Annotated in this window: 24 protein-coding genes and 2 pseudogenes; 20 read left to right on the forward strand and 6 right to left on the reverse strand. The window is 65.3% G+C overall.

Features of this window, described 5'->3' with window-relative positions:
• Positions 1-124: 124 nt before the first annotated feature.
• Positions 125-466: a hypothetical protein gene (locus tag JQT59_RS13740; protein ID WP_249354409.1), complete on the reverse strand. Its 342-nt coding sequence runs from the start codon at positions 464-466 to the stop codon at positions 125-127.
• A gap of 194 nt (positions 467-660) precedes the next feature.
• Here JQT59_RS13740 and JQT59_RS13745 point away from each other — a divergent pair, with 194 nt between their 5' ends.
• Entirely contained in the window at positions 661-942 is a 282-nt protein-coding gene (locus tag JQT59_RS13745; RefSeq protein ID WP_213576593.1) for a hypothetical protein, read from the forward strand.
• Here JQT59_RS13745 and JQT59_RS13750 read toward each other — a convergent pair.
• Positions 939-1,436, reverse strand: a complete 498-nt coding sequence (locus JQT59_RS13750) for a MarR family winged helix-turn-helix transcriptional regulator (RefSeq protein ID WP_213576594.1) — start codon at positions 1,434-1,436, stop codon at positions 939-941. The two genes, JQT59_RS13745 and JQT59_RS13750, sit on opposite strands and share 4 nt — an antisense overlap.
• 89 nt (positions 1,437-1,525) lie before the next feature.
• Here JQT59_RS13750 and JQT59_RS13755 point away from each other — a divergent pair, with 89 nt between their 5' ends.
• The 4 genes and pseudogenes from JQT59_RS13755 to JQT59_RS13770 all read left to right on the forward strand — a co-directional run bounded on the left by JQT59_RS13755 (position 1,526) and on the right by JQT59_RS13770 (position 4,933).
• A complete protein-coding gene (locus JQT59_RS13755) occupies positions 1,526-2,458 on the forward strand; it encodes an NADP-dependent oxidoreductase (RefSeq protein ID WP_213576595.1) in 933 nt (310 codons plus the stop codon).
• Between the two features lie 295 nt (positions 2,459-2,753).
• Positions 2,754-3,611: pseudogene (locus tag JQT59_RS13760) on the forward strand (IS630 family transposase); the annotation flags it as partial.
• A gap of 42 nt (positions 3,612-3,653) precedes the next feature.
• On the forward strand, positions 3,654-3,797 hold the full coding sequence (locus JQT59_RS13765; RefSeq protein ID WP_213576596.1) for a hypothetical protein: 144 nt from the start codon (positions 3,654-3,656) through the stop codon (positions 3,795-3,797).
• Positions 3,798-4,156: 359 nt separating this feature from the next.
• Positions 4,157-4,933, forward strand: a complete 777-nt coding sequence (locus JQT59_RS13770; RefSeq protein WP_213576597.1) for a VOC family protein — start codon at positions 4,157-4,159, stop codon at positions 4,931-4,933.
• A gap of 127 nt (positions 4,934-5,060) precedes the next feature.
• On the opposite strand, the gene JQT59_RS13775 is transcribed toward JQT59_RS13770, so the two are convergent.
• Complete coding sequence (locus tag JQT59_RS13775) at positions 5,061-5,810, reverse strand: GntR family transcriptional regulator (protein ID WP_213576598.1); 750 nt, start codon at positions 5,808-5,810, stop codon at positions 5,061-5,063.
• Positions 5,811-6,150: 340 nt separating this feature from the next.
• On the opposite strand from JQT59_RS13775, the gene JQT59_RS13780 reads away from it, so the two are divergent.
• From JQT59_RS13780 to JQT59_RS13840, 13 genes and pseudogenes are all read left to right on the forward strand, one after another.
• On the forward strand, positions 6,151-6,609 hold the full coding sequence (locus tag JQT59_RS13780) for an SRPBCC family protein (RefSeq protein WP_213576599.1): 459 nt from the start codon (positions 6,151-6,153) through the stop codon (positions 6,607-6,609).
• 10 nt (positions 6,610-6,619) lie between these two features.
• Complete coding sequence (locus JQT59_RS13785; RefSeq protein WP_213576600.1) at positions 6,620-6,985, forward strand: nuclear transport factor 2 family protein; 366 nt, start codon at positions 6,620-6,622, stop codon at positions 6,983-6,985.
• Positions 6,978-7,733 carry an SDR family NAD(P)-dependent oxidoreductase gene (locus tag JQT59_RS13790; RefSeq protein WP_213576601.1) on the forward strand — a complete coding sequence of 252 codons (756 nt, stop codon included), beginning with the start codon at positions 6,978-6,980 and terminating at the stop codon, positions 7,731-7,733. Before JQT59_RS13785 ends, JQT59_RS13790 begins: the two co-directional genes overlap by 8 nt.
• Before the next feature lie 23 nt (positions 7,734-7,756).
• Positions 7,757-8,503 carry an SDR family NAD(P)-dependent oxidoreductase gene (locus tag JQT59_RS13795; RefSeq protein ID WP_213576602.1) on the forward strand — a complete coding sequence of 249 codons (747 nt, stop codon included), beginning with the start codon at positions 7,757-7,759 and terminating at the stop codon, positions 8,501-8,503.
• A gap of 98 nt (positions 8,504-8,601) precedes the next feature.
• Positions 8,602-9,495 carry a fumarylacetoacetate hydrolase family protein gene (locus tag JQT59_RS13800; RefSeq protein ID WP_213576603.1) on the forward strand — a complete coding sequence of 298 codons (894 nt, stop codon included), beginning with the start codon at positions 8,602-8,604 and terminating at the stop codon, positions 9,493-9,495.
• Complete coding sequence (locus tag JQT59_RS13805; RefSeq protein ID WP_249354410.1) at positions 9,492-10,598, forward strand: zinc-binding dehydrogenase; 1,107 nt, start codon at positions 9,492-9,494, stop codon at positions 10,596-10,598. Before JQT59_RS13800 ends, JQT59_RS13805 begins: the two co-directional genes overlap by 4 nt.
• Before the next feature lie 59 nt (positions 10,599-10,657).
• Positions 10,658-11,578 (forward strand): VOC family protein, encoded by a 921-nt coding sequence (locus JQT59_RS13810; RefSeq protein ID WP_213576604.1) that lies wholly within the window; start codon positions 10,658-10,660, stop codon positions 11,576-11,578.
• A 42-nt stretch (positions 11,579-11,620) separates the two neighbouring features.
• Positions 11,621-12,247, forward strand: a complete 627-nt coding sequence (locus tag JQT59_RS13815) for an isochorismatase family protein (RefSeq protein WP_213576605.1) — start codon at positions 11,621-11,623, stop codon at positions 12,245-12,247.
• 135 nt (positions 12,248-12,382) lie between these two features.
• Complete coding sequence (locus JQT59_RS13820) at positions 12,383-13,588, forward strand: FAD-dependent oxidoreductase (protein ID WP_213576606.1); 1,206 nt, start codon at positions 12,383-12,385, stop codon at positions 13,586-13,588.
• A 188-nt stretch (positions 13,589-13,776) separates the two neighbouring features.
• Positions 13,777-14,625, forward strand: a complete 849-nt coding sequence (gene catA, locus JQT59_RS13825; protein ID WP_213576607.1) for a catechol 1,2-dioxygenase — start codon at positions 13,777-13,779, stop codon at positions 14,623-14,625.
• Positions 14,626-14,693: 68 nt separating this feature from the next.
• Positions 14,694-15,459, forward strand: a pseudogene (locus JQT59_RS13830) (alpha/beta fold hydrolase); the annotation flags it as partial.
• 142 nt (positions 15,460-15,601) lie between these two features.
• Positions 15,602-15,949, forward strand: coding sequence for a hypothetical protein (locus tag JQT59_RS13835; protein ID WP_213576608.1), 348 nt, complete (start codon positions 15,602-15,604; stop codon positions 15,947-15,949).
• A gap of 271 nt (positions 15,950-16,220) precedes the next feature.
• A complete protein-coding gene (locus tag JQT59_RS13840; protein ID WP_213576609.1) occupies positions 16,221-17,531 on the forward strand; it encodes a cytochrome P450 in 1,311 nt (436 codons plus the stop codon).
• Here the strand turns inward: JQT59_RS13840 and JQT59_RS13845 are convergent.
• The 3 genes from JQT59_RS13845 to JQT59_RS13855 form a co-directional block, all read right to left on the reverse strand.
• Complete coding sequence (locus JQT59_RS13845; RefSeq protein WP_213576610.1) at positions 17,512-17,661, reverse strand: hypothetical protein; 150 nt, start codon at positions 17,659-17,661, stop codon at positions 17,512-17,514. The two genes, JQT59_RS13840 and JQT59_RS13845, sit on opposite strands and share 20 nt — an antisense overlap.
• Positions 17,662-19,132: 1,471 nt before the next feature.
• Positions 19,133-19,384, reverse strand: a complete 252-nt coding sequence (locus JQT59_RS13850) for a hypothetical protein (RefSeq protein ID WP_213576611.1) — start codon at positions 19,382-19,384, stop codon at positions 19,133-19,135.
• Positions 19,385-19,692: 308 nt separating this feature from the next.
• Positions 19,693-20,469, reverse strand: coding sequence for an enoyl-CoA hydratase (locus JQT59_RS13855; protein ID WP_213576612.1), 777 nt, complete (start codon positions 20,467-20,469; stop codon positions 19,693-19,695).
• A 182-nt stretch (positions 20,470-20,651) separates the two neighbouring features.
• Here JQT59_RS13855 and JQT59_RS13860 point away from each other — a divergent pair, with 182 nt between their 5' ends.
• On the forward strand, positions 20,652-21,821 hold the full coding sequence (locus JQT59_RS13860) for an acyl-CoA dehydrogenase family protein (protein ID WP_213576613.1): 1,170 nt from the start codon (positions 20,652-20,654) through the stop codon (positions 21,819-21,821).
• 2 nt (positions 21,822-21,823) lie between these two features.
• Positions 21,824-22,963 carry an acyl-CoA dehydrogenase family protein gene (locus JQT59_RS13865; protein WP_213576614.1) on the forward strand — a complete coding sequence of 380 codons (1,140 nt, stop codon included), beginning with the start codon at positions 21,824-21,826 and terminating at the stop codon, positions 22,961-22,963.
• The last annotated feature ends 42 nt before the right edge of the window (positions 22,964-23,005 follow it).

Genomic DNA, 23,005 nt, shown 5'->3' on the forward strand with positions numbered 1-23,005 from the left:
TCCTCGACGCATGGACGGCTCGCATACCGACATCTTTCCCTTCAACAGCAGTGGTGGAGGAGCAGGCGGCGGCGGGGCCGGTTGATACTCGAAACCGTCGGTTGATGTGCCACTGGTGCCCGCTTCAGGGGGTGCCGTCACTGTCCTGCACTTCAGATCCGATGCCGTCGCCGGCGGGCGGCGATGCGTTCTGAAGTAGGCGGTAGGTAGCAGCACCGTTTTTGACTTCGTCGGAGGTGACGGAACCAGTGTCTCCGAAGATGACCACTCTGTCGCCCGGGGCAACACGATTCGCTCCGATGGTGCACTCGCCGGATTCGGCCGATGCCAGGTTGGCTTCGCCGGTGACGGTCACCGTGGCGGCGGAGGTTTCCGGCACGTCGGTTGTGGTCGAGCAGCTCGTCAGGATCAGTACTCCGGCAGCTGCCGTGGCCGCGCCCGCGATCTGACCCAGTCTCTGCCTCATATGCAGTCACGATAGACAGTCTGAGTTGTGGTCGTGGTTGGACTCCGAAAGGAGATGCAGGGAAGATAGTTTGACCTCCATCTGGAGTTCCAATTGGCGATCGGTGACGGTCACCGACGAACGCCGGCGTCCGCACGGTGCCGTCCAGCGAAATTGTCTCGCCCATGCTGCTGCTTGGGTGAAACACTCACCTCATGGGCGCGGTCGGCGATGTCGCAGTGTCGGTGCTCCAAGAGGCAGGCGTGACACTTGCTGCTGGACTCACCGATTCCGAGATTGATTCTGTTCATGCCTGTTTCGCCTGTGATCATCTGGATCTGTTGAAGACTGCGCTGCCCCTCTGGGAAAGGTGGCCGGACTGGCGTGACGGCGACGACGCTGAGCTGCAGCGCATGCTGGCCTGGCCGGTCGAAAGCTTCGTGTGGGACGTGCTCCACCAGCCCGATGCATCGTGCACGCCGCGTGGGGTGTGCTAGGGCTTCCGGCGGCGGGGGTTCGCGGAGCGGGGTGGATTCGCGCGGAGGTGATCTGCGGCTCGACCGAGGATACGCGCGAGCTCGTCCACGTCTTGGTTGGACAGAGCCGAGAAGAGCAGGCGGTGAAGAGCTTCGATGTGCCCGGGGAATACCGTCGTCAGGACGGCGCGGCCGGCGTTGGTGATGGCGACGTCGATGCTGCGCTCGTCCTCAGGTGAGGGTGTGCGGGTGACGAGCCCGCGTTGTTCGAGTTGTTGCGCTTGGTATGTCAGTCCGCTGCGGCTGTAGACCACCCCGTCGGCGAGGTCTGTCATGCTCTGTCGCCCGTCGGGCGCGTCGCCCAGGCGGGCCAGGAGCTGGAACTGTACGTAGCTCAGGTCGCCGGCATCGCGGAGCTGCTTTTCGACGGCATGGCGAAGCAGACTGCTCACCTCCGTGAAGGCGAAATACGCCTCGAGCTGTGTCTCTGAGAGTGCTGGGGGTGTGTCGGTCATGTGCCACATCATATGTTGCTTCGAGTTCGAAGCAGTGCTACGTTCGTTCTATTGCTTCAAATTCGAAGCAAATGGCGAAAGGGAAAACCATGAAGGCACTGAGGTTTCACGAGGTGGGCGGACCCGACGTGCTCCGGTACGAGGAGATCGAGACACCGGAGCCGGCGACCGGACAGGTCCGGTTGCGTGTTGCAGCATCCGCATTCAATGCCGCCGACAATGGCATGCGGGCCGGGTTTCTGCCGATCCCAGTGGTGCTGCCGCACGTGCCGGGTTACGACGTCTCCGGCGTCGTCGATGCGATCGGTGACGGTGTCGACGAGGTCGCTGTGGGCGATGCGATTATCGGATTCCTGCCCATGGAGCGCGACGGTGGCGCTGCGGAGTACGTCATCGCCCCGGCCGACGCTGTTGTGGCTGCCCCGAAGAGTATCCCGCTCGTCGATGCCGCGGCTCTGCCCTCGGTGGCACTGACTGCGTGGCAGGCGCTCTTCGACGCCGGCCGGCTCGAAGCGGGGCAGCGGCTGCTCATCGTCGGCGCAGGCGGCGTCGTCGGCAAGTATGCGATCCAGCTCGCGAAACGGGCCGGCGTCTACGTCGTCGCGACCGCGAGCCCGCGCAGCATCGACGCAGTGCGCGCAGCCGGCGCCGACGAGATCATCGACCATACCGGTACCGACCTGCGTAGCGCCGTCGAGGGTCAGGTCGATGTGCTGCTGAACCTGGCCCCGATCGAGCCCGAGGACTTCGCCTCGCTGGTCGCGCTCGTGCGCGATGGCGGCGCAGTGGTCAGCACCACCGCGTTCATGGCCACTCCGGGTGACGACGATCGTGGGGTGCGTGCAGCCACCGTCTTCGTGCTGCAGAACCGTGAACGACTGACCGAGCTGGTTTCCCTCGTTGACGACGGCGAGCTCGTCGTGGAAGTCACGCGGCGAATTCCCCTCACTGAGCTGGCCGCACTTCACGCCCAAGCCAGCACGGACCGTGTTCCGGGCAAGGTGGTCGTTCTTGCCGAGTGAAGCCCCGCGAGGAGCATCGTGACCCTTGCGAACGACGCCACAGGTGTCTGTTGTTGCGGGCCGTTGTCAAGCACGTCTTCGACAAATTGAGCATTTGTGTAGTCAGTTGTCAATAACGAGGGTGCCCTTCTCGGCTGTGGAGGAGAAGGTGATCGAACCGGTACGGAGGGCGCCGGGAACGTGGAACTCAGACGCCACTCGGGTGAGAAGTTGTTCGGCCACGCCGCGAACTTTGACGTTCGCTTCCTGGGAAGATGAGGTGAGGACGTCGAAGGCTCGAGCAAGTTCGGGACCGGGGACCGCGGGGCTCGAGGACGAGTTGCGGTCGGGGCGGCCTCGGAAGGTCGACCACGCCGCGACTGTGACCGCGACGTTGGCTCCGCCGCCGAAGAATCTCGGGGTGACGCACTGGAGCAGCCGGTTGCTCGCCGACCGATTGAAGATCAGTAACACCACGGTCGCGGCGGCATGGCGCGAGTACGGTGTCAAGCCTTGGCGCAGTGCGACGTTCAAGTTCTCTACCGACCCGGAGTTGGGCGCCAAGGTCACCGACATCGTCGGGCTGTACTTGAATCCGCCGGACAACGCGATCGTCCTGTGCGTGGACGCGAAGTCGCAGATCCAGGCCCTGGACCGGACGGCACCGATGCTGCCGATGAGGATCGTTTCGGTCGAGAAAGGTACCCACGACTATGTCCGACACGGCACCTCGACCCTGTTTGCAGCCCTGGACATCGCTACCGGAAAGGTCACCGGGCTGTGCAAACCGAGGCATCGTCACCAGGAGTTCCTCGTCTTCCTCGAGCACCTCGCCCGCGCCTACCCGGAGCGGGAGCTGTATCTGGTGATGGACAACTACGCCACTCACAAGAAGGTCGAAGTCCGGGCCTGGCTGGCCGAACATCCCCGTATTCATGCGCATTTCACGCCCACCTCGGCATCTTGGATGAACCTGGTGGAGGTGTAGTTCGGGATCATCGAACGTCTGGCCATCCACCGCGGAACCTTCGGTTCCGTCAAGGATCTGACCACCAAGATCCGCGCCTTCATCAACGGATGGAACACCCGATGCGCGCCGTTCGTCTGGACCAGGACTGCCGACCAAGTCCTTACCAAGGCAAACCGTCAAGAGACTTCAACAACAAGCCACTAGTATGTTCGGGATATCAATACGTTCCGATGTGCACCGGTATAGATGCTTTTCTATGCATTTCAGGGGACGCTAGGCGAGGGGCGCCCCGCAGGCGGAATCAACCAGCGGGACGGTCACTGCGGATTGATCGTCGCCACCGCACCGCTGCTGGTCTGGGGACTCGTCGTGGTCCCGACATCGATCTGATCAAAACGATCGTCAGATTCCGCCTCAACAGGTCGCCTTTGCCACGCCGCGTACGAGCACCCAGCTCGGCGGCGAGACATGGCAATGGTCAATGAAAGGCTCCACGCAATAACGGCGACGACTGACGGCCGAGACCGAGGGTCTTTACGGTCATGAGACAGCGATGGCAGCGATGCCGCTTCGTCTTCGGGCCCGTCGGACCGTGACGTGGCGAGGACGTCACAAGCGACCGCACCCAGGACTCCGTCCTGTCGATTGCAGAGTGGGGTCGCGGAGCGGACAGCGAATCGCGGCTCTGGCGTCGAATGTCGGTGCCGCAGGTTAGCCTCGAGTTGGTACCCGACAGCTGAGGAGCAGCGATGAGCGCGGTCACGACGAATCAACCACTCGGCACCCCCACCTGGATCGATCTGGGCATTCCCGACCTCGACCGGGCGATGACCTTCTACGGTTCGGTCTTCGGCTGGGAATTCGACGTGGGTCCCGAGGAGTACGGGCGGTACACGATGTGTCTGGTCGGCGGCAAGAAGGTCGCCGCGCTGATGCCGAATCCCGACGAGAACGCCGCCGCGTTCTGGTGGAACGTCTACCTGGCGACCGACGATCTCGAGGCGACTCTCGCTCGGTCCGCGGACGCGGGCGGCACGCTGCTGATGGAGCCCATGGACATCGCCGACCAGGGTCGGATGGCGATGGTGCGGGATCCGTCGGGTGCGCAGTTCGGCTTGTGGCAGGGGCGGGCCCACGTCGGCTGCGAGTTGGTGAACGAGCCGAACACGTTGTTGCGCAACGACTTGGTGACACCGAATCCCGGCCCGGCGCGGGACTTCTACTCGGCGGTGTTCGACTTCACGCTGGACGGGAACGACGACCTGCCCGGAGTGGATTTCACCTTTCTGCGCAGACCCGATGGGCACGAGGTCGGTGGCATCGTGGGCGACCCGGCCGCCTCGGAGTCTTCCTGGGGCACCCTCTTCCAGGTTGCCGATGCGCACGCGACCGTTGCCGCCGCCCGGGCCCACGGGGGCACTGCGGAGGACCCGACGGACATGCCGTACGGGCGGACCGCCGATGTCACCGATCCGTTCGGGGCGACGTTCACGGTGGGTTCCCCGCTGCCGGGTGGGCAGGGGTAGCGGGGTCTCGGGGAGGTAGTTATCCGGTTCGGGAAGTGCCGGCGCCGGTCGACGCGTCGCGTCCGAGTGAGGCAAGGGACGTGCCGGTCTGTCGGGGCATGAGGGATTCGAACAAACCCCCAAACGCTTACCTGTCTAGTTCGGCTTGTGTCGACACCTTTACGCCGGTCACCATGGCCACGGCCTCGCACGCAGCGTGGTGAGACGTGTCGGGTGAGAGGTCTCGGAGGATCGCCAGCGCGGTGTGGGCGAGATGCCCGGCCATCAGGCGCGCGGCTTTGTCGGAATCGGCGCCTCGGACCGCTGCCAGGATGGCTTCGTGCTCCTGGTGTGCGCCGGCAAATGACTGTGGGTGCCACACCTGGTAGAGACGTAGATAGCGTTCGCTGCGTTCGGCGAACGAGTTGACCGTCCGCAGCAGCGGGTCGGCGATCCGGGACATGCAGGTGGCGTGGAATTGCCGGTGCACTTCGCCCCACCGAGCCAGGTCGTTGTCGGCCCTCAGTTGCTCCAGGGTGTCGAGCAGCTGCTGTGCGTGGGTGGCCTCTGCGGTGGTGAGTCGACCGGTGGTGACCCGTACGCCGAGTGATTCGAGGGCGATCCGTGCTCCATAGAGTTGGTCGAGCTCGTTGGCGTCGAGTGCGCGCACGCGACCGGCTTGGTTGAGATCCGCTTCGATCAGGCCTTCTTCCTGGAGCATGCGGAATGCCTCGCGGAGCGGGGCCCGGCTGGTCCCGAATTGCCGCGCCAGTTCGGCCTGCTTGAGAACGGTTCCCGGTGGCAGTGTGCTGTCGAGAATCAGATCGCGTAGGTGTTTGTGCACCTGAATGCTCGTGGACCGGCGGTCGGTGAATACCGGCCGGGGAAGCTCACCCATAGTTCGTCTGGTCCCTGCCGGCCTGCTCATACGGCCCCACTCTCCATCGACGTCGCTCGTGCGGTACGACCGATCGTACAGTGGCGACACTTTTGCGGTAGTCGTGCGCCTCGCGCATCAATGCGTGAAGCGGCTGACGTGCGGAATCCCAAGTCGGAGGATGTCATCAGGGAGAGGAGTTTCGAATGAACAATGCCTAGCGATGTCCCAGATCAGCAAAAGTGACCCTTGACACAGCCATAAAGTGTCGACACTATTGGGTTATGCGCTCAGGGAGCGCAACCCCAAAATCTTCATCGCATGCGGAAACGCATATCTCGCGCCCCAGGAGGCCACGCACATGATCGAAGTGAGCAAGACGCTGGCGGTGAACACCCCCGATACGGCGGACCTAACGGTTGACGACCTGTGGGACGGGTTGGTGATGAAGGCGGAGAACCCGTTGCCGTTCGTGCCGGCCATTACTGCCTGCACCGTCACCGACCGATTCGACGGCGGACTCGTTCGGGAGATCGTCCTCGGCGGTGAAACCGTGCGAGAGGTCGTGACTCTCTACCCGCAGCGGCGGGTGCACTTCGTGCGCACCCACGGAGCGGCGAAGGGCACGATCGACAACGAGATCGAATTCGCCGAGGACGGCAACCTGTTACTGACCTTCACCTTCCGGATCGTGCTCGACGGTGTCGAGGCGGGCAGCGCCGCCGAGGCCGAGTTCGCCGAGCGCATGGAGGCCGACTACCTTTCCGCCGTCGCAACCACCCTTGACGCCGTGCGGTCCCGCTCGGCGCAGATCGCTTAGGGGACGGCCGATGACAGCCACACTACGGACGGCGGGCGAGGTCTTCGCCGTCATCGATTCCCTCGATGCCGCCGCCTTCGCGGCGCTCTTCACCGACGCCGGAAGACTGGTGTTCGCCAACTGTGCCCCGCTGATCGGTCACGTCGAAATCGAAAAGGGCACTGCCGATTTCCTCGCGACGATCGCCGGTCTGCATCACACCATCGTCCACGAATGGACCGTGGATTCGACCACAATCGTCGAACTCGACGTCACGTACGACCGGCTCGACGGAAACACGGCCCGGATCCCGGTCGTGAGCATCTGGAGCCGAACGCCGGCGGGTCTGATCGACGACTATCGGGTCTACTTCGATTTGGAGCCGGTCTATGCGTGAGCTGAGCGGAAGGGTGGCCCTCGTCACCGGGGCCGGTGGCGGTATCGGCCGGGCCTGTGTGAGCGCGCTGATCGACGCCGGTGCATCGGTGATCGCCGCGGACCGGGATCCGCGGGCAGGTAAGGCCACGATCACCCACCTGCCTCCGGCGAGCCCGGCGATTTTCGTCGAAACCGATGTCACCGACGCCGAATCGGTCGAGGCCATGGTTGCCGCGGCCCTGCACAACTTCGGAGCCTTACACATCGCGCACAATAACGCCGGCGTCGAGGCCGCCGGCCACCCACTCGCCGAAATGTCCGACGCGGACTGGGCGCGGGTGATCGACGTCAATCTCACCGGAGTTTTTCACTGCATGCGCGCCGAGCTCCCCGCGATCATGGCCTCCGGCGGAGGCTCGATCGTCAATACCTCCTCGGCGCTCGGGCTGGTCGCGTTGCCGAACCAGGCGTCGTATATCGCCTCCAAGCACGGGGTCGTCGGCCTGACGAAGGCGGCCGCGCTCGAGTACTCGGCGGCAGGGGTGAGGGTCAACGCCATCTGCCCGGGGGTGGTGCGTACCGCGATGATCGACGAGGTCGCCGCCACCGACGACACATTCATGGACAAGATGCACGCTATGCACGCCATCGGGCGAATCGCCGAGGTGAGCGAGATCGCCGACGCCGTGCTCTGGCTGGCCTCTCCCTCGTCTTCGTTCGTCACCGGAACTGCGCTCAGCGTCGACGGCGCCTACACCGCCAGCTGACACACCACATGGACAGGACAATCATGAACGCACTCGACGGCACGGTCGCCATGGTCACCGGCGCAGCCCGCGGGATTGGCGCGGCCTCCGCGAAAGCCCTCGCCGCGCAGGGCGCGGCGGTGGTGATCTGCGATCTGCTCGACGACGACGCGGGCAACACGGTGACAGCCATCACCGACGCCGGGGGACAGGCATCGTACATTCGCACCGACGTCTCCGACTCCGCCTCGGTCCAGGCGGCAATCCGCCACGCCGAGAACACGTTCGGACCGCTCGACTATGCGCACAACAACGCGGGAACCTTTCATCCCGCCCCGCTGGCCGACCTCAAGGACGATGACTGGGCGCGCGTGCTGGAGGTCAATTTGACCGGCGTATTCCTCTGCATGAAATACCAACTGCGAAGCATGCTCTCCCGTCGGCGGGGTGCGATTGTCAACACTGCCTCGGTCTGGTCTATGGCCGGCGCTCCCAGCCAGGGCGCCTACGCCGCTAGCAAACACGGTGTCGTCGGCTTGACCAAGACTGCGGCCCTCGATTACGGCGGGGCCGGTATCCGCGTCAACGCGGTGGCACCGGGCCCGATCGCCACGGCCATGACAGCCGCGGTTCCCAGCGACGTGATGAACCATGTCGTCGACAGGACCGCCGCCGGGAGGTACGGACAACCGGACGAGGTCGGGCAGGCGGTGGCCTGGCTGTGCTCGGACGCTGCCTCATATGTCAACGGAACGATTCTCCCCGTCGACGGCGGCTGGCTCGCCGGCTGACTCCACCGGTCAGGGTTTTGCCCGGGGCGCTCGCCGGTCCCCTTTCGCAGCACACCACGACATGAGCGCCCCGGGCGCCGCAAACGGAAAGCACGAACATGACCCCCACCCTCTGGTCCCTGGTCCAGTACACCACCACCGGCGAGGACACCCGCCTCGGCATCGCCGCCGACGGGCTCCTCCGCACCGTCCCGGACGCTCTGCGCGACCTCGATGCCCTGAGCCTGCTGCGGGAATGGTCAACCCACCGACCGCTTCTGCTCGATCTGGACGTCGAAGCCCTCACTCCAGTCGACGGGGCCTCCCTGCTGGCGCCGATCACCTACCCCAACGCGGTGCTGTGCGCCGGGGCCAACTATTACGACCACGCCGAGGAGATGGGCACCGCTCGCCCCGACCCCGACGCCGAACCCTTCTTCTTCCTCAAATCCCCCACCACTTCTGTCGTCGGACCGGACTCCGCAATCGCGATCTTCGACGACGGTCGCTCGAAGGTCGACTGGGAAGCCGAACTCGGCGTCGTCATCGGCACCGAATGCACCGCGATCACGGTGGCCGAGGCGCCCGCTCACATCGCCGGCTACGTCGTCGCGAACGACATCTCCGACCGCGGCGTCTTCCACCGCGACAACTCCGTCTTTCCCGCCTTCGAATGGGACTGGGTCGGGCACAAGAGCCAGAACGGCTTCTGCCCCCTCGGCCCGGGCATCGTCCCGTCCTGGCAGGTCCCGGATCCGCAGTCGCTCAAGATCCGCCTCGACGTCAACGGGGTGGTCAAGCAGGACTCCGACACAGCCCAGATGGTGACCGGCGTATTCGACCTGGTCGCCGCCGCCAGCCGGATCATGACCCTCGCACCGGGGGACATCATCCTCACCGGCACCCCCGCCGGTGTCGGGATGCCCCGCCACGACTTCCTCCGAGACGGTGACGTCGTGACCGTGGACATCGACGGCATCGGCCGACTCACCAACACGATTGTCGTCAAATGAGCACCCCCCAGCACACCGCACCACCGCACCCCGGCGCCTGGCCGACTCCGACCCGCACCGGACCGACCATGACCGCCGTGACATTCCGAGAATTCGGCGGCCCCGAGGTCCTGACCGTCGAGACCGTGCCCACCCCCATCCCCGGCCCCGATGAGGTCCTCATTCGGGTGGGCGCGGTCAGCGTCGGACGCCTGCTCGATCTCGTTGCCCGCTCCGGACACCACCCCTACGCGACCTTTACGTTTCCACACATCCTCGGCGCCGAGCACGCCGGCGTGGTGGTGGCGGCCGGCGCGCACGTCTCGACCGTCGCGCTCGGCGCCCGAGTCGCGACGTTTCCGGTGATCACCGACCCCTCCTGCCCCCTGGTGCAATCGGGATACGACGAACTGTCCCCGACCCTCGAGATCATCGGCACCCACCGACCGGGCGCCTACGCGCAGTACGTCGCGGTGCCCGCCGTCAACGTGTTCCCGGTGCCGGCGCAGATGAGTCCAGCCGACGCGGTCGCCGTCGCTCTCGCCGGCCCGGTCGCGATGAACCAGTTGCTGCGTGCCGGTTACCGCACCGGGCAACGGGTCATCGTGCAAGGCGCCACGTCGGCGCTCGGCTCCACAACCGCGCTCCTGGCGAAACACCTCCGGGCCGAGGTGATCGTCAGCTCGCGGCAACCGGCGAAACGAGACCGTCTGCGCGAGTTAGGGTTCGACAACGTCCTCGACTCGGCATCGCACACCTTCGCCGACGACGTACGCGCGGCATTCGCGGGCTCCGGCGCCGACATCGTGATCGACAACCTCGGCGACCCGCAGCTCTGGTCGAAGGGAATGGCCGCCCTCGCACCGGGCGGGGCGATGGTCAGCTCCGGGGCGTTCCTCGGGCACGACGTCACCGTCGATCTGCAACGACTCTATTCCCGGGGGCTGCGCATTATCGGGGTACGGACCGGCAACCGCGCCGCCGCCGTCCAGCTGTGGGAAGAGGTCCGCGCCGGGTTCCGCAGCGTGATCGACCGCACCTTCTCCCTGGTCGCCGCCGCCGAGGCCCACCGCTACGTGGAATCGAGCGCCAACGTTGGCCGTGTCGCCCTCCTGGTCGACTGAACGGCCGACCCCGATGACGGGGACGAAGCAAACTGCACCTACGAGCTAAAGGAAAACCCATGAGCACCACCCCCCACCCCAGTGCCGTCGAACCCGCCGCCCCTGTGTCGAAGCTCGGCTACGTCACCTTCGATACCCCCGATGTCGAGCGGATGGTGTGGTACTACACCCAGGTCCTCGACTTCGAAACCGTCGAACAGAGCGCGGACGCAGCCTTCCTCACCACCGGCGCCGATCACCATTGCGTGGTGATCAAGAAGGGCCAGAAAAAGGCCCGGTCGGCCGTCGGCTACGAGGTCTGGGGCTCGCTCACCGACGCCCAGCAACGATTGAAGAACGCCGGCTACGAGGCACAGCGCCGCTCGGACATCGCGCCCGGCACCCCCGACGTCGTCGTCATGACCGAACCGGGCACCGGCATCGAATTGCACCTGATCGAGGGCCAGGACCCCAGTGGTGTCGACGGGCGCGCCCCGCTGCGGCCCACCAAGCTCGGGCACGTCGCCGCCTTCACCCCGGAACTGGAGCGGATGCAGAACTTCTACCAGGACCTCCTCGGCTTCAAGTGGTCCGACACCATCGGCGACTTCTTCGTGTTCCTGCGGTGCAACGCCGATCACCACGCGGCCAATTTCCTGGCCAGCACCACGAAGTCGGGCATGCACCACATCGCTTACGAGATGCGCGACCCAAACCACCTGATCACCATGATCGACCACCTCGCCAAGAACGATTTCCGGCTGCACTGGGGTCCGGGCCGCCACGGTCCCGGGCACAACCTGTTCACCTACCACAAGGACCCCGACGGCAACACCATCGAACTGTTCACCCAACTCGACGTCATCCACGACGAGTCCAAGGGGTACTGGGAACCGCGCCCGTGGCACGAGACGTACCCGCAGGGTCCGCGGACCTGGGAGGTCGACGTCGCCACCATCAACATCTGGGGGCCGATCAACGAGCAGGAAATCGAACACTGATCCTCGCGAACATCAACCGGCATCTTCAGTAAGGAAACTCTTATGACCGACACGCAGTACCCCGACAATCGCATCACCCGGGAGAACTCCGCCCTGGTGCTGGTGGACCACCAGCTCGGACTGATCCTCGGTGTCCACGACCAAGACCAGGAGCAACTCCGCCGAAACGTCGTCTCCCTGGCCGGGTTCGCTACCGCCTACGACATCCCCGTAGTCATCACCACCAGCGCGGACGACGGCCCCAACGGGGACCTGCTGCCCGAGCTGTCCCGGCTGCTGCCGGACGCAACACTCATTCGACGGCCCGGCGAGATCGATGCCTTCGACAACCAGGACTTCGAGGCAGCCATCCGAGCTACAGGTCGATCGCACCTGATCATCGCCGGTATCAGCACCGACGTCTGCGTCACGTTCGCGGCGCTGTCCGCGATCTCGCGCGGATACCACGCGCACGCGGTGCTCGATGCGTCAGGCACGTGGAGCGCGTTGGCTTCCCAGTCAGCGGCGGCCCGAATGCAGACTGCCGGCGTCGTGCTCAACAGCACGGTCGCCGTCGCAGCCGAACTGCAACGGGATTGGCGGAACCCGGGCGGAGCGGAACTGGCGGCCGTGTTCTCCGACAGTGCACTTCCGTTCTACGGCTCACTCGTGAGCTTCGCGACCCGCTGACGGCCTTCGCTCGACCGTGCGGACGGGTCGTCCCAACCGATCGCCCGCACGGTCACCGGTAAACCGCACCGACCTTCCGATCGCGGAATCTACTGCCACACGGTGGGAATACCGAAACTAGAAACTGGGATTGACATGAAAACATCTACAACGGCGACGGTGGCGATCATCGGTGCCGGCATCGGCGGACTGACGCTGGCGATCGCGTTGCGGCGCCGGGGAATCGACGCGCAGGTATTCGAGCAGGCACCGGAATTGGTGGCGGTGGGCGCCGCGGTAGCGCTCTCCTCCAACGGGGTCCGAGTCTTGGAGGGACTGGGGCTGGGTGAGCGACTGCAGGAAGTCGCGACGGTGCCGACTGGACTGATCATCCGGCACGGCCGCTCGGGTAAGCCCTTGTACCAGTATGGCAACCGGGCAGAGTACCGCGAGGACTTTGGTTCGAACTACTACGGGTTGCACCGCGCGGACCTGCAGAAAGTGCTGATCGACGCGTGGGGACATGACCGGGTGCACCTCGGTCACCGGCTGGACTCACTCGACGAGATCGGCGAGCGGATTCGGCTGACGTTCACCAACGGCACCGAGGTGGACGCCGACTTCGTCGTCGGCGCCGACGGCGCCAAGTCCATCGTCCAGCAGCACGTCAACGGCAAATCCTACATCCGCTACTCGGGACAGAGCGGGTTCCGCGGATTGGTGCCCACCGAGAAGGTCCCGAACCTTCCCGACCCGATGGCCATCCAGTTCTGGGTCGGCCCGAACGGGCACGTCCTGCATTACGCGATCGACGGGGGCCGCACGATCAACTTCTTGGCAGTCATCGATGCACCAGCAGAATGGAACTCGCCGGAATGGGTGATGCCGGGCCGAACACTCGACGAGCTGCTCGGCGCATTCGACGGCTGGCACCCCGATGTTCTGCGCATGCTGTCCGCGGTCCCGGTCAGCCCCCGCTGGGGCCTGTTCGTCCGAGACACCCTTCCGCGGTGGAGCCGAGGACGGACCGTTCTGCTCGGAGACGCCGCGCACGCGATGGTGCCACACCAAGGCCAGGGTGCCAATCAGACCCTCGAGGACGCCGCGGCACTCGCGCACGCCTTCGAAGATCTCGCGTCCACCTCACCCGAAACCGCGTTCGGTGACTACGAACGCCGCCGACGGGGCCACACACGCGCGGTACAACAGGCCTCGTGGGTCACCGGTCAGATGATGCGCATCAGTGATCAAGACGACGGAGCGGACTTCGCCGACACCATGACACGAGTACCCGACGTCCTGCAGTGGATTCACAGTCACGACCCGAACCAGGTCGCCACCACCCCCGCCGCACAGCGCTGAGCCTTCACAGGTGCGGACACGCGACCACAGCTCCAGCCGCTGCGAGGCGCCAATGGCAAAAGAGAAGCGCAGTGTCGGACGACGATTGCCCTCGAACCCGGCCCACCGGACGGGACGCACCCGTGCTGGTTCCACAGCCCATCGATGACCCAACCGAGCCGACCACCCCGCTCACAAAAGGACAGAGTATGACGACTACGACGACACCGAGCGCTGCCGGATCCGGCAACGCCGCCACCGACAAGTTCACAGGCGAGCGGTTCACCGCCGACACCTCCCCGGAACGCCTGTCCGCCATCGCCACCGAAGCCCTCGCCGATCTCGGCGCCCTGATCCAGAAGCACGCCATCACCTACCCCGAATACCGGGTCCTCAAGCAATGGCTCATCGACGTCGGAGAAGGCGGCGAGTGGCCACTGCTGCTCGACGTATTCGTCGAGCACGAGATCGAAGACGTCAACTCCCGGAACTTCCAAGGCACCAAGGGCAGCATCGAGGGACCGTACTACGTGCCGGGCGCACCGGAACTTCCAGCGCAGTGCACCCTTCCCATGCGGGACGAAGACCGCGTGCACACCGCGCTCGTTCTGCGCGGGCAGGTGACCGACCTGGACGGCGCCGGCCTCGGCGGGGCGGTGATCGAACTCTGGCATGCCGACAGCGACGGCTTCTACTCGCAGTTCGCCCCGCACCTGCCGGAATGGAACCTGCGCGGCACCATCGTCACCGACACCGAGGGCCACTTCGACATCACCACGATTGCGCCTGCGCCATACCAGATCCCGACCGACGGTCCCACCGGACAGTTCATCGCCGCGGCAGGCTGGCACCCGTGGCGACCTGCGCATCTACACCTGCGGGTGACGGCACCGGGCAAACAGCCCATCATCACGCAACTGTACTTCGCCGGCGGCGACTGGATCGACGACGACGTCGCCGGTGCCACGAAGCCCGAACTTCTCCTCGACCCCCGACTCGACGACACCGGGCGGAAGGTGGTGACCTACAACTTCGCACTCGACCCCGCCGTGGACTGACGGCCCGAACAATCCTCCGGGCGACACCGTTCCGATACCCTCCCGCGGCAACCGCGATTAGGGACAGAATGCAGACGACAGACAGGACAACTCAGGTTGTGCGTACGTCGGACTCCATGAGCGAGTGGTCAGGGAAGGTACGGGTCCCTCGGTAGTCCTGTTGCCATCGCTCGGACGGGATTCCTACGACTACGACCCCGTCGCAGCGGGACTCGCGGACCACAACTTCCACGTGTCACGTCCCCGACCTCGCGAGATCAGGGGGGACCACTCGAGGCGATCACACTCCACGACCTGGCCGCTGACATTGCGACCGTGATCGAAGACCAGGACAACGGCCCGCAGTGGTCGTCGGGCACGCATACGGCCACTACGTGGCGAGGACTCTGGCAGCGGACCGGCTCGCTCTCGTCCTCGGGGTAGTCGTTGCGGCGGCTGGGGCGAAGAACTATCCGTCCACACTGACGGAATTCGCCGTAAATTGCGCGGACTCCTCCCTCCCGGATGAGGAGCGCCTCGGCTACCTTCCACAAAGGTTTCTTCGCGCCGGGGAACGACGCGTCCGGGTTGCTCACCGGGTGGTATCCCGACATCGCTCGCAGTCAGCTCGCTGCGTCGGACGCGACCGACATGAACGAGTGGTGGCCGGTCGCCCGACACCCGATCCTCGATCTGCAGGCGGCCCTCGACCCGTTCCGTCCCCGCGAGACCGCAAACGAGCTACGTGACCAGTTGCGGGATCTGGTGACTGTCGCTATCTTCCCGAACGCCCGGCACGCACTATTGCCTGAAGCGCCCGCCGTAGTGATCCGCGAGATCACCGACTGGATTCAGCGTTCTCTGTCGAACGAGGCCAGCGATCCGCCAGCTGCTCGGTGGCATTCTGAATGCAGGCGCCACACCTCGGTGATGGCGTCAGCCAGCCCGGATCACCGGCGCACGACTGCAACACTCGCCGGACGAGTTGCGGCAGCTGATGAGTGACGCCGTCCTGGCCGTCGAGGAGATCAAGGGCTCCCGGGCGTTCCGGGACGGGATGTTCACCGACCTGGACCTGCGGGTGGCCATGTCGGACCTCGGGACCCGGGTCCTCGCCGCTACCGAACTGCACGAGGCGATCACCGCGGCCGCCGACACCGATCCGCGGACATTCGCCCTCGACGATCAGCAGACCTACACCCGGGCCCGCACCCAGATCGACGACGCCGTGCAGGCGCTGCGCGACGCCGCCCACACCCTGGCCGACCTGTCCGCCGGACTCGCCGCCGCCGAGGACGAGGCCCGCGCCGACGACGAGCGTGGCCGCGTGCTCGAGGAATCGTGAACCCGGGTCGATCGCCTAGCCCACGCAACACCACCGTTGCGGCGAGCACCGCGACCCCCGCGACCACGGTCACCGATCTCACTGAGAACGCATTCGAGAACTCGTGACGATGGGCCGTGCGCTCTGGAGAGGTAGGGGACGTCCGCGATACCGGCAGGTTCACGGAATTGAGGCGGAGAGGCATTGGCCCGGGCATAGGGCACGAAAAGGGGGTTGTTGCTTCCCTCTCGCCTGAGGAGGTCCACACTTGACACCGGAAGGGGTGGGGAACATGAGGGCTCGGATCAGGTGGGTCGCCGCGCACGGGATCGTGCGTTACGGAGCGAAGAAGGCGGCGCAGCGAGGTGATCTGCAGGCGATGCTGGTCGCAGACCCGTCTACGCGGGCGAATCCGCGGCAGGTGTTCGAGCAGATCCGGGCGTCCGGGCCGTTGGTGAAGACGCGGATGGCGAACATCTCCGTCACGCACCGCGTCGTGCATGGTCTGCTGCGCTCGGACGATTTCCGGGTGATCGAGTTCGGTGCCGGTCTCCCGACGCCACTGCGGTGGATCGAGAACAAGACCCGCCCGAAAGCGCTGCATCCGCTGAGGCCGCCGTCGTTGCTCTCGGTCGAGCCGCCCGAGCACACCCGTTACCGCAAGCTCGTGGCGTCGGTGTTCACCCCGCGCGCAGTCGCGAAGATGCGGGTGATGGTGCAGGAGAAGGCGGACAGCCTCCTCGATGAGCTTGTGGCGGCCGGACGTGAGGTCGATATCGTCGACAAGTACTGCGCGCAGCTTCCTGTCGCTGTGATCAGCACGATCCTGGGCGTCCCCGACGCGGACCGGCAGCGGGTGCTCGAGTTCGGGGAGATGGCCGCCCCTAGTCTCGATATCGGGTTGTCGTGGGAGCAGTTCACCCGCGTCGAGGACGGGCTCGAGCAATTCGATGTCTGGCTTGCCGGTCACCTCGCCGAGCTTCGCCGCAATCCCGGTGATGATCTGATGAGTGAGCTGATCCGGGCCACCGAGGACGGCGTCGGGCTGAACGACGAAGAGCTCCGCGCGACGGCGGGTTTGGTCCTGGCCGCGGGTTTCGAGACGACGGTCAACCTGCTGGGCAGTGGTATCCGGCTGCTCCTGGACAACCCCGACCAGCTCGAGATCCTGCAGCAGGATCCGTCGCAGTGGCCGACTGCGGTGGAGGAGATGCTGCGCTTGGAATCACCGGTGCAGCTGACAGCGCGTCGGGCTAAACACGACGTGACGGTCGAGGGTGTGCCTCTGACGAAGGGCGAGCTGGTAATCCTGGTTCTCGCAGGCGCCAACCGCGACCCTGAACTGTTCGAGAATCCGTATCGCTTCGACGTAACCCGTGAGAACGCGGGCAAGCACCTGTCGTTCTCGGGCGGCCGGCATTACTGCCTCGGCGCCTCGCTCGCCAAGGCGGAGACGGAAGTGGGATTGAAGACCCTGTTCGACCGGTTCCCCCACTTGCGATCGACAGGTGAGGGAATCCGGCGTGACACCCGAGTCCTACGCGGCTGGGCTTCGCTGCCTGTGGATCTCGGGCAGCCTGCCTCTACAGACGCTTCCCGGTAGAGGTGTCGGTGATATCGATCGATGCCACCCTCCCCACAGACGGAGGCATCCTGCGCAGCAGGTCGGGACTGGCGTCGGTGAGGCAGTCGGTCAGGATCTGGTGCAGGTCGATATCGTGGGCAGTGGTCATCGCGTGGTCCAACACCCGAGTGACTTTGATCGGTCTCTCGAAGAGTCACGCGATGGCCGCCTTCTTGGGCTACGACACGCCGGTCAGATCCAAATCCCGTCCGTACACCACTCTGCTGGACGCAACCGACCTCGACCGACGGCGCCTGCCGATCGCGGTGCGCACATATACGGCAATCGGGCCGCGGTCACGACATCTCTGGTGTCGACGCCGGTCGCGGCAGTGGTGCTTCGCGCCGACTGAGGCCGGCTCTGTTACCTGACCCAGAGCTGACCTTGGGTCGTGCCGATGCGACGCCTGGCTTCCGACCTTATTCTGGGACCGTGAACGGGATCCCGGCGTCGGGTCGCCGCACTGCCATTTTCTCGCGTCGCGTGCCCGCGGAAGGAGGCGCGGCGAAGGAGTTCAGTTGTGTCGGTGGGGAGTTGTGACCATGCGGTGCGGAGGGCGTCGGGCGCGGAATGGGGAGTCGGGTTTGGCTTGCGAGTTGCGATTGACATTCTTGTCGTTGGGCGGATGGGTGAAGACATAAGCTCCGGGTCCTTCCCCGTCGGTGTCTGCTCGGTCTCAGATCCCTCTGGTCAAGAGGACGGCATAGGGCTGCAGCGGCCCGAACTGACCGCAACTGATCGATTAGCCTGCCGAGAATCGAGGTCGTTCCACACGGCCGGAGAGATGGGGTCAAAAGATGGTGCCCATTCGTTGGCCCAGTTGTGTCCCAGCTCGTCGTGAGCAGCTGACAAGGCCCGTTCCGCTCCACCATGATCGGGGCGCCGGGACCGGGCAAGGCCTGGACGGAGAACAGACACGGAGCATCAGTGGCGGTGGAGACGCTGGCCGTGGCATCTGTACCTGATGCGGGACGGTGATCCTGCTGTTCGTCGCACCCGCGCTCGCGGCCGAGTCCGCGCGAGGTCCGCGGACACCATCAGAGACGGGCATTCTCGCGCCCTGGCCGGCGACGGCTGAGTCGCCGAGGTTTGCTCGCCTCTGCCCGACAGCGGCACCACCCATGGTCGGACCGCGGTGGTGGCGTTTGGCGGGGTGGCGCCGTCGTCATGGTCGGCTCCCTGCTGCTGGCCGCGGCCGCGAATGCGACGCCGGGTTGGGGATGGCGAGGGAGGTCCCGGACGCGACGCGGATGTCCTTGCCGGCGGTCCCCGTATCCGTTCCGACCGCCGGCCCTTCGGCCCATGCTCGTCACACCAGCGGTTTGTCTTGGTCGTTTGGGCATTGGCCGCAACGGGTGCCGGCGATGCCGACGGCTGGACCCTCTCACGAGCCTCCCGCCGCAAGATCTCCCCACAATTGGGAGGTCGGTGTCGGTGTAGTCAGGAATTAGATTGCGCACGAGTGGAATTCGATGATTGAAACGTAGGCGATCGCGGGCGCTGATAGCCGATGTCCGACCTCATCGACTCCTTGACGTCGACGTTTACCCGGGGTAAGTCCTCCTGATTATCTCGATGGTTTAACGGTGGCTGCTGGTCAGGCCGTTGAGATTGTCGAGGCCGGCTCGGACGTTCTGTGTGTCCGTCGGCACGAGAGCACCGGTGCGCACCCAGACGTCGGACGGTCGGATACGGCAGTTGGTGGTTGCGATCGGCACTTTGTGGCTGAGGAGGAACTCCACCACGTAGTGCAGGGTGAGGGAATCACGGGACAGGCGGCTGAGAGATGGCGTGTAGAACGGTACCTGCTCGCTGCGGGTGAGTCGGAGCATCCCGACGAGATGTTCGTTCTGTAAGTGAAGGGCCCGGCGGTGTCCCCGTAGTAACCTGCACAGAACCAACTGCAGCGCTAAACTTTTCGATTTACGTGACAGTGCCCGCCGAGCACTTGCTGTCCAAACTAGGGTTCCACTCCCGGACGCAGACCGCGGCCTGGGTAGTGGAGCGAAAGGGCGAAGAATCGTTCTGACTGTGCGAGGTCTCGGGTTTGTTTGAAGGCACAGCTTCCGGCCGTGTTCCCGAGTCAGCCCCGACGACCAGCGTCGTTCTCCGTCGACTGGTGCGGTGTACGTCTCGACAACTAGCCGAAGGTGGCTTGGCGCTTCTCGAGAAAGGCCGCGATTCCCTCCGTGAAATCGGCGGAGGAGAGCAGTTCGAGCTGTCCTTCCCGTTCACGCGCGAAGGCGCTGCCGAGTTGTGCGAGGGTCGCGTCGTTGACGGCGTTCTTCGTCCAGCAGTACGCCTGAGAGGGGCCGCTTGCCATACCGCGTGCGAGAGTATCGACACTATCAACGAATTCGGCGTCGGGGTACACGTCGGCGATCAACCCGGCCGCAAGGGCCTCGGGGGCGGGAAGGCGTTCGGCGAGCAGAGCCATCTTCAGTGCACGGGCGCGACCGATCGACGCGGCGACGAGGGCAGTGGCACCGCCGTCGGGCATGAGGCCGACCTTGGTGAACGCGAGGAGGAAGTAACTGGACTCGGTAGCGACGGTGAGGTCGCACGCGAGCGCGAGCGACACACCCACTCCCGCGGCAGGGCCGTTGACCGCGCCGACGACGGGACGTGGAAACGCACGGATCGCCGCCACCGACCGGTTCGCGGCGTCGATCGTCGCTGCCGAGGCAGACGCGGATCTCTCCTCGGTGGCCAGGTCTGCGCCGGTGCAGAACGCGCGGCCGGTGCCGGTGAGGACGGCCGCCCGGGCCGAGGCGTCGCTGGCGTATGACTCGAAGGCGTCGGCGACCGCGTCCAGGGATTCTGTCGTGACCGCGTTCGGTCGCGCCGGTCGGTTGAGGGTGACGCGGAGCAGACCGTTGTCGACGGTCGTGTCGATGCCGGGGATCCCGGAGGTCATGAGAATCCTTCTCAAGTAGTGGAGTTTTAGTCGGTTGATGCGGGCGACGGCATGATCGGAAACTGGTACCGGACATCGCCGACACCGAAGCCGTCGCCGAAAAGGTGACGACCGCTCTACGCGTGAACGCAGCATACATCAAGGCTATACACCGTGTATGGATTACTTGTACGATGCTGGTCATGAGTAATGACAAACCCGCGCGCGCTCGCCGCGCCCTGTTCGACGACGAACACGAAGCCTTCCGTGACAGCTTCCGCGCCTTCCTGGAATCGCGGGTGGTGCCGCAGTACGCCCAGTGGGAGCGCGACGGCATCGTGCCTCGAAAGGTGTTCCGCGAGGCCGGCGACCTCGGCTTTCTCGGAATGGAGATCCCGGAGGAGTATGGCGGTGGCGGAGTGTCCGATTTCCGCTTCAACGCGGTGATCGCGGAGGAAATCGCTCGCACCGGGACGGTCTCGGTCGGCATCAATCTGCACAACGACATCTGCGTCCCGTATTTCCTCGCGTACGCCGACGACGACCAGCGAAAACGCTGGCTTCCCGGGCTGGCGTCGGGTGAGCTGATCGCGGCGATCGCGATGACCGAACCGGGCACGGGTTCGGACCTTGCGGGCATCGGCACCACGGCGATCCTCGACGGTGACCACTACGTGCTGAATGGCAACAAGACGTTCATCTCCAACGGGCACAACGCCGATCTGGTGATCGTGGCGGCCCGCACGGAGCGCGAGGCTGACCGCCACGGCGGTCTGTCGCTGATCGTGGTCGAGCGGGATACTCCCGGCTTCGAGCGGGGGCGCAACCTCGAGAAGATCGGTATGCACGCGCAGGACACCGCGGAGCTGTTCTTCGACAACGCCCGGGTTCCCGCGGCGAACCTGCTCGGCAAGCCCGGCAGCGGTTTCCGCTCGCTCGTCTCAAATCTGGCCCAGGAACGCATGACGATCGCCGTGGCGAGTATCGCGTCCGCCGCGCAGGCCCTGGAGTGGGCAGTGGACTATGTGAAAGAGCGCCGCGTCTTCGGGCGCAGCGTGGGGAGCTACCAGAACACCCGATTCGTGCTCGCGAGCATCAAGACCGAGGTGGAGGTGATGCAGGCCTTCGTCGACGGCTGCGTCACCGAACTCGTCGCCGGCACGTTGACGCCGGAACGGGCAGCGATGGCCAAACTCGCGGCCTCCGAGCTGCAGGGCACCGCCACCGACCGCTGCCTGCAGTTGTTCGGCGGCTACGGCTACATGACCGAGTACCCGATCGCGCGGGCCTACGTCGATGCCCGGATCGGGCGCATCTACGGGGGCACGAGCGAGGTCATGCGGGAAATCATCGGCCGATCGATGGGCCTGTGATCATGAAGCGCACCATTTTCGAACCCGAACACGAACAGTTCCGCGAGGCGGTTCGCGCCTTCCTGATCAAAGAAGCAGTGCCTCACTCCGACGAGTGGGAAGAAGCGGGGATGGTCGACCGCGATTTCTGGCGCCGGGCGGCGGCACAGGGTCTCGTCGGATTCGCCGCACCCGAGGAATTCGGGGGCGGCGGACTGCGCGACTTCCGGTTCAATGCGGTGCTGAACGAGGAGGTCGTGCGGACCGGGACTGTCGGTGACGGGTTCTCCCTGACGAACGATATCGTCCTCCCGTACTTCCTCGACCTCGCCGACGAGGCGCAGCAGAAACGCTGGCTACCCGACATCGTGAGCGGCGAGCGCACCATCGCTGTCTCGATGTCCGAACCGGGGACCGGATCGGATCTGCGCGCAATCAAGACGACCGCGCGCCGCGAGGGACCCGGCTGGCGGATCACGGGGTCGAAGACGTTCGTGACCAGCGGCATGCAGGCCGACCTCGTGATCGTCGCCGCACGGATCCCCGACGAGGACGGCGGCGGCTTCGGCCTTTTCGTCGTCGAGGATGGGCAGCCGGGCTTCGAACGCGGACGCAAGCTGTCGAAGATCGGGCGCAAGGCCCAGGACACGGCCGAATTGTTCTTTCAGAACGTCGAGGTGCAGGCCGAGAACGTGCTCGGCGAACCGGGCAAGGGTTTGCGCTATCTGATGGCGAACCTCGCCCAGGAGCGGCTGTCGATGGCCGTTGTCGCGGTGGCGAGCGCCGAGTACGCCCTCGAGCTGGCGCTGTCGTACGCGAAGGAGCGGCGCGCTTTCGGCAGTCCCATCGGCAGCTTCCAGGCAAATCGGTTCACATTGGCCGAATTGTCGACCAAGGTGCAGATTGCGCGGATCTATCTCGACCGCTGTCTCGACGCGCATGGGAACGGTGAGCTCACCGCGGCCGATGCGGCAGGGGCCAAGTTCTGGACCACGGAGCTCGAATTCGAGGCCCTGGACACGTGTCTGCAGTTGCACGGCGGGTACGGCTACATGGAGGAGTACGAGGTGGCCCGGCGCTGGCGGGACGCGCGGGTACAGCAGATCTACGGCGGTACCAACCAGATCATGCGCGAGATCGTGGGACGCTCCCTGGGACTGTGAGAACACCACATGAGGGCGGGCCGGGAAGAATTCCCGGCCCGC

Source organism: Rhodococcus sp. USK13, from assembly GCF_018343855.1.
Lineage (GTDB): Bacteria > Actinomycetota > Actinomycetes > Mycobacteriales > Mycobacteriaceae > Rhodococcus_F > Rhodococcus_F oxybenzonivorans.

What these genes read in the sequence shown, in the direction of transcription:
- JQT59_RS13740 (WP_249354409.1), bottom strand. Translation starts at nt 466, where the DNA reads ATGAGGCAGAGACTGGGTCAGATCGCGGGCGCGGCCACGGCAGCTGCC.
- JQT59_RS13745 (WP_213576593.1), top strand. Translation starts at nt 661, where the DNA reads ATGGGCGCGGTCGGCGATGTCGCAGTGTCGGTGCTCCAAGAGGCAGGC.
- JQT59_RS13750 (WP_213576594.1), bottom strand. Translation starts at nt 1,436, where the DNA reads ATGACCGACACACCCCCAGCACTCTCAGAGACACAGCTCGAGGCGTAT.
- JQT59_RS13755 (WP_213576595.1), top strand. Translation starts at nt 1,526, where the DNA reads ATGAAGGCACTGAGGTTTCACGAGGTGGGCGGACCCGACGTGCTCCGG.
- JQT59_RS13765 (WP_213576596.1), top strand. Translation starts at nt 3,654, where the DNA reads ATGCTTTTCTATGCATTTCAGGGGACGCTAGGCGAGGGGCGCCCCGCA.
- JQT59_RS13770 (WP_213576597.1), top strand. Translation starts at nt 4,157, where the DNA reads ATGAGCGCGGTCACGACGAATCAACCACTCGGCACCCCCACCTGGATC.
- JQT59_RS13775 (WP_213576598.1), bottom strand. Translation starts at nt 5,810, where the DNA reads ATGGGTGAGCTTCCCCGGCCGGTATTCACCGACCGCCGGTCCACGAGC.
- JQT59_RS13780 (WP_213576599.1), top strand. Translation starts at nt 6,151, where the DNA reads ATGATCGAAGTGAGCAAGACGCTGGCGGTGAACACCCCCGATACGGCG.
- JQT59_RS13785 (WP_213576600.1), top strand. Translation starts at nt 6,620, where the DNA reads ATGACAGCCACACTACGGACGGCGGGCGAGGTCTTCGCCGTCATCGAT.
- JQT59_RS13790 (WP_213576601.1), top strand. Translation starts at nt 6,978, where the DNA reads ATGCGTGAGCTGAGCGGAAGGGTGGCCCTCGTCACCGGGGCCGGTGGC.
- JQT59_RS13795 (WP_213576602.1), top strand. Translation starts at nt 7,757, where the DNA reads ATGAACGCACTCGACGGCACGGTCGCCATGGTCACCGGCGCAGCCCGC.
- JQT59_RS13800 (WP_213576603.1), top strand. Translation starts at nt 8,602, where the DNA reads ATGACCCCCACCCTCTGGTCCCTGGTCCAGTACACCACCACCGGCGAG.
- JQT59_RS13805 (WP_249354410.1), top strand. Translation starts at nt 9,492, where the DNA reads ATGAGCACCCCCCAGCACACCGCACCACCGCACCCCGGCGCCTGGCCG.
- JQT59_RS13810 (WP_213576604.1), top strand. Translation starts at nt 10,658, where the DNA reads ATGAGCACCACCCCCCACCCCAGTGCCGTCGAACCCGCCGCCCCTGTG.
- JQT59_RS13815 (WP_213576605.1), top strand. Translation starts at nt 11,621, where the DNA reads ATGACCGACACGCAGTACCCCGACAATCGCATCACCCGGGAGAACTCC.
- JQT59_RS13820 (WP_213576606.1), top strand. Translation starts at nt 12,383, where the DNA reads ATGAAAACATCTACAACGGCGACGGTGGCGATCATCGGTGCCGGCATC.
- catA (WP_213576607.1), top strand. Translation starts at nt 13,777, where the DNA reads ATGACGACTACGACGACACCGAGCGCTGCCGGATCCGGCAACGCCGCC.
- JQT59_RS13835 (WP_213576608.1), top strand. Translation starts at nt 15,602, where the DNA reads ATGAGTGACGCCGTCCTGGCCGTCGAGGAGATCAAGGGCTCCCGGGCG.
- JQT59_RS13840 (WP_213576609.1), top strand. Translation starts at nt 16,221, where the DNA reads ATGAGGGCTCGGATCAGGTGGGTCGCCGCGCACGGGATCGTGCGTTAC.
- JQT59_RS13845 (WP_213576610.1), bottom strand. Translation starts at nt 17,661, where the DNA reads ATGACCACTGCCCACGATATCGACCTGCACCAGATCCTGACCGACTGC.
- JQT59_RS13850 (WP_213576611.1), bottom strand. Translation starts at nt 19,384, where the DNA reads ATGCTCCGACTCACCCGCAGCGAGCAGGTACCGTTCTACACGCCATCT.
- JQT59_RS13855 (WP_213576612.1), bottom strand. Translation starts at nt 20,469, where the DNA reads ATGACCTCCGGGATCCCCGGCATCGACACGACCGTCGACAACGGTCTG.
- JQT59_RS13860 (WP_213576613.1), top strand. Translation starts at nt 20,652, where the DNA reads ATGAGTAATGACAAACCCGCGCGCGCTCGCCGCGCCCTGTTCGACGAC.
- JQT59_RS13865 (WP_213576614.1), top strand. Translation starts at nt 21,824, where the DNA reads ATGAAGCGCACCATTTTCGAACCCGAACACGAACAGTTCCGCGAGGCG.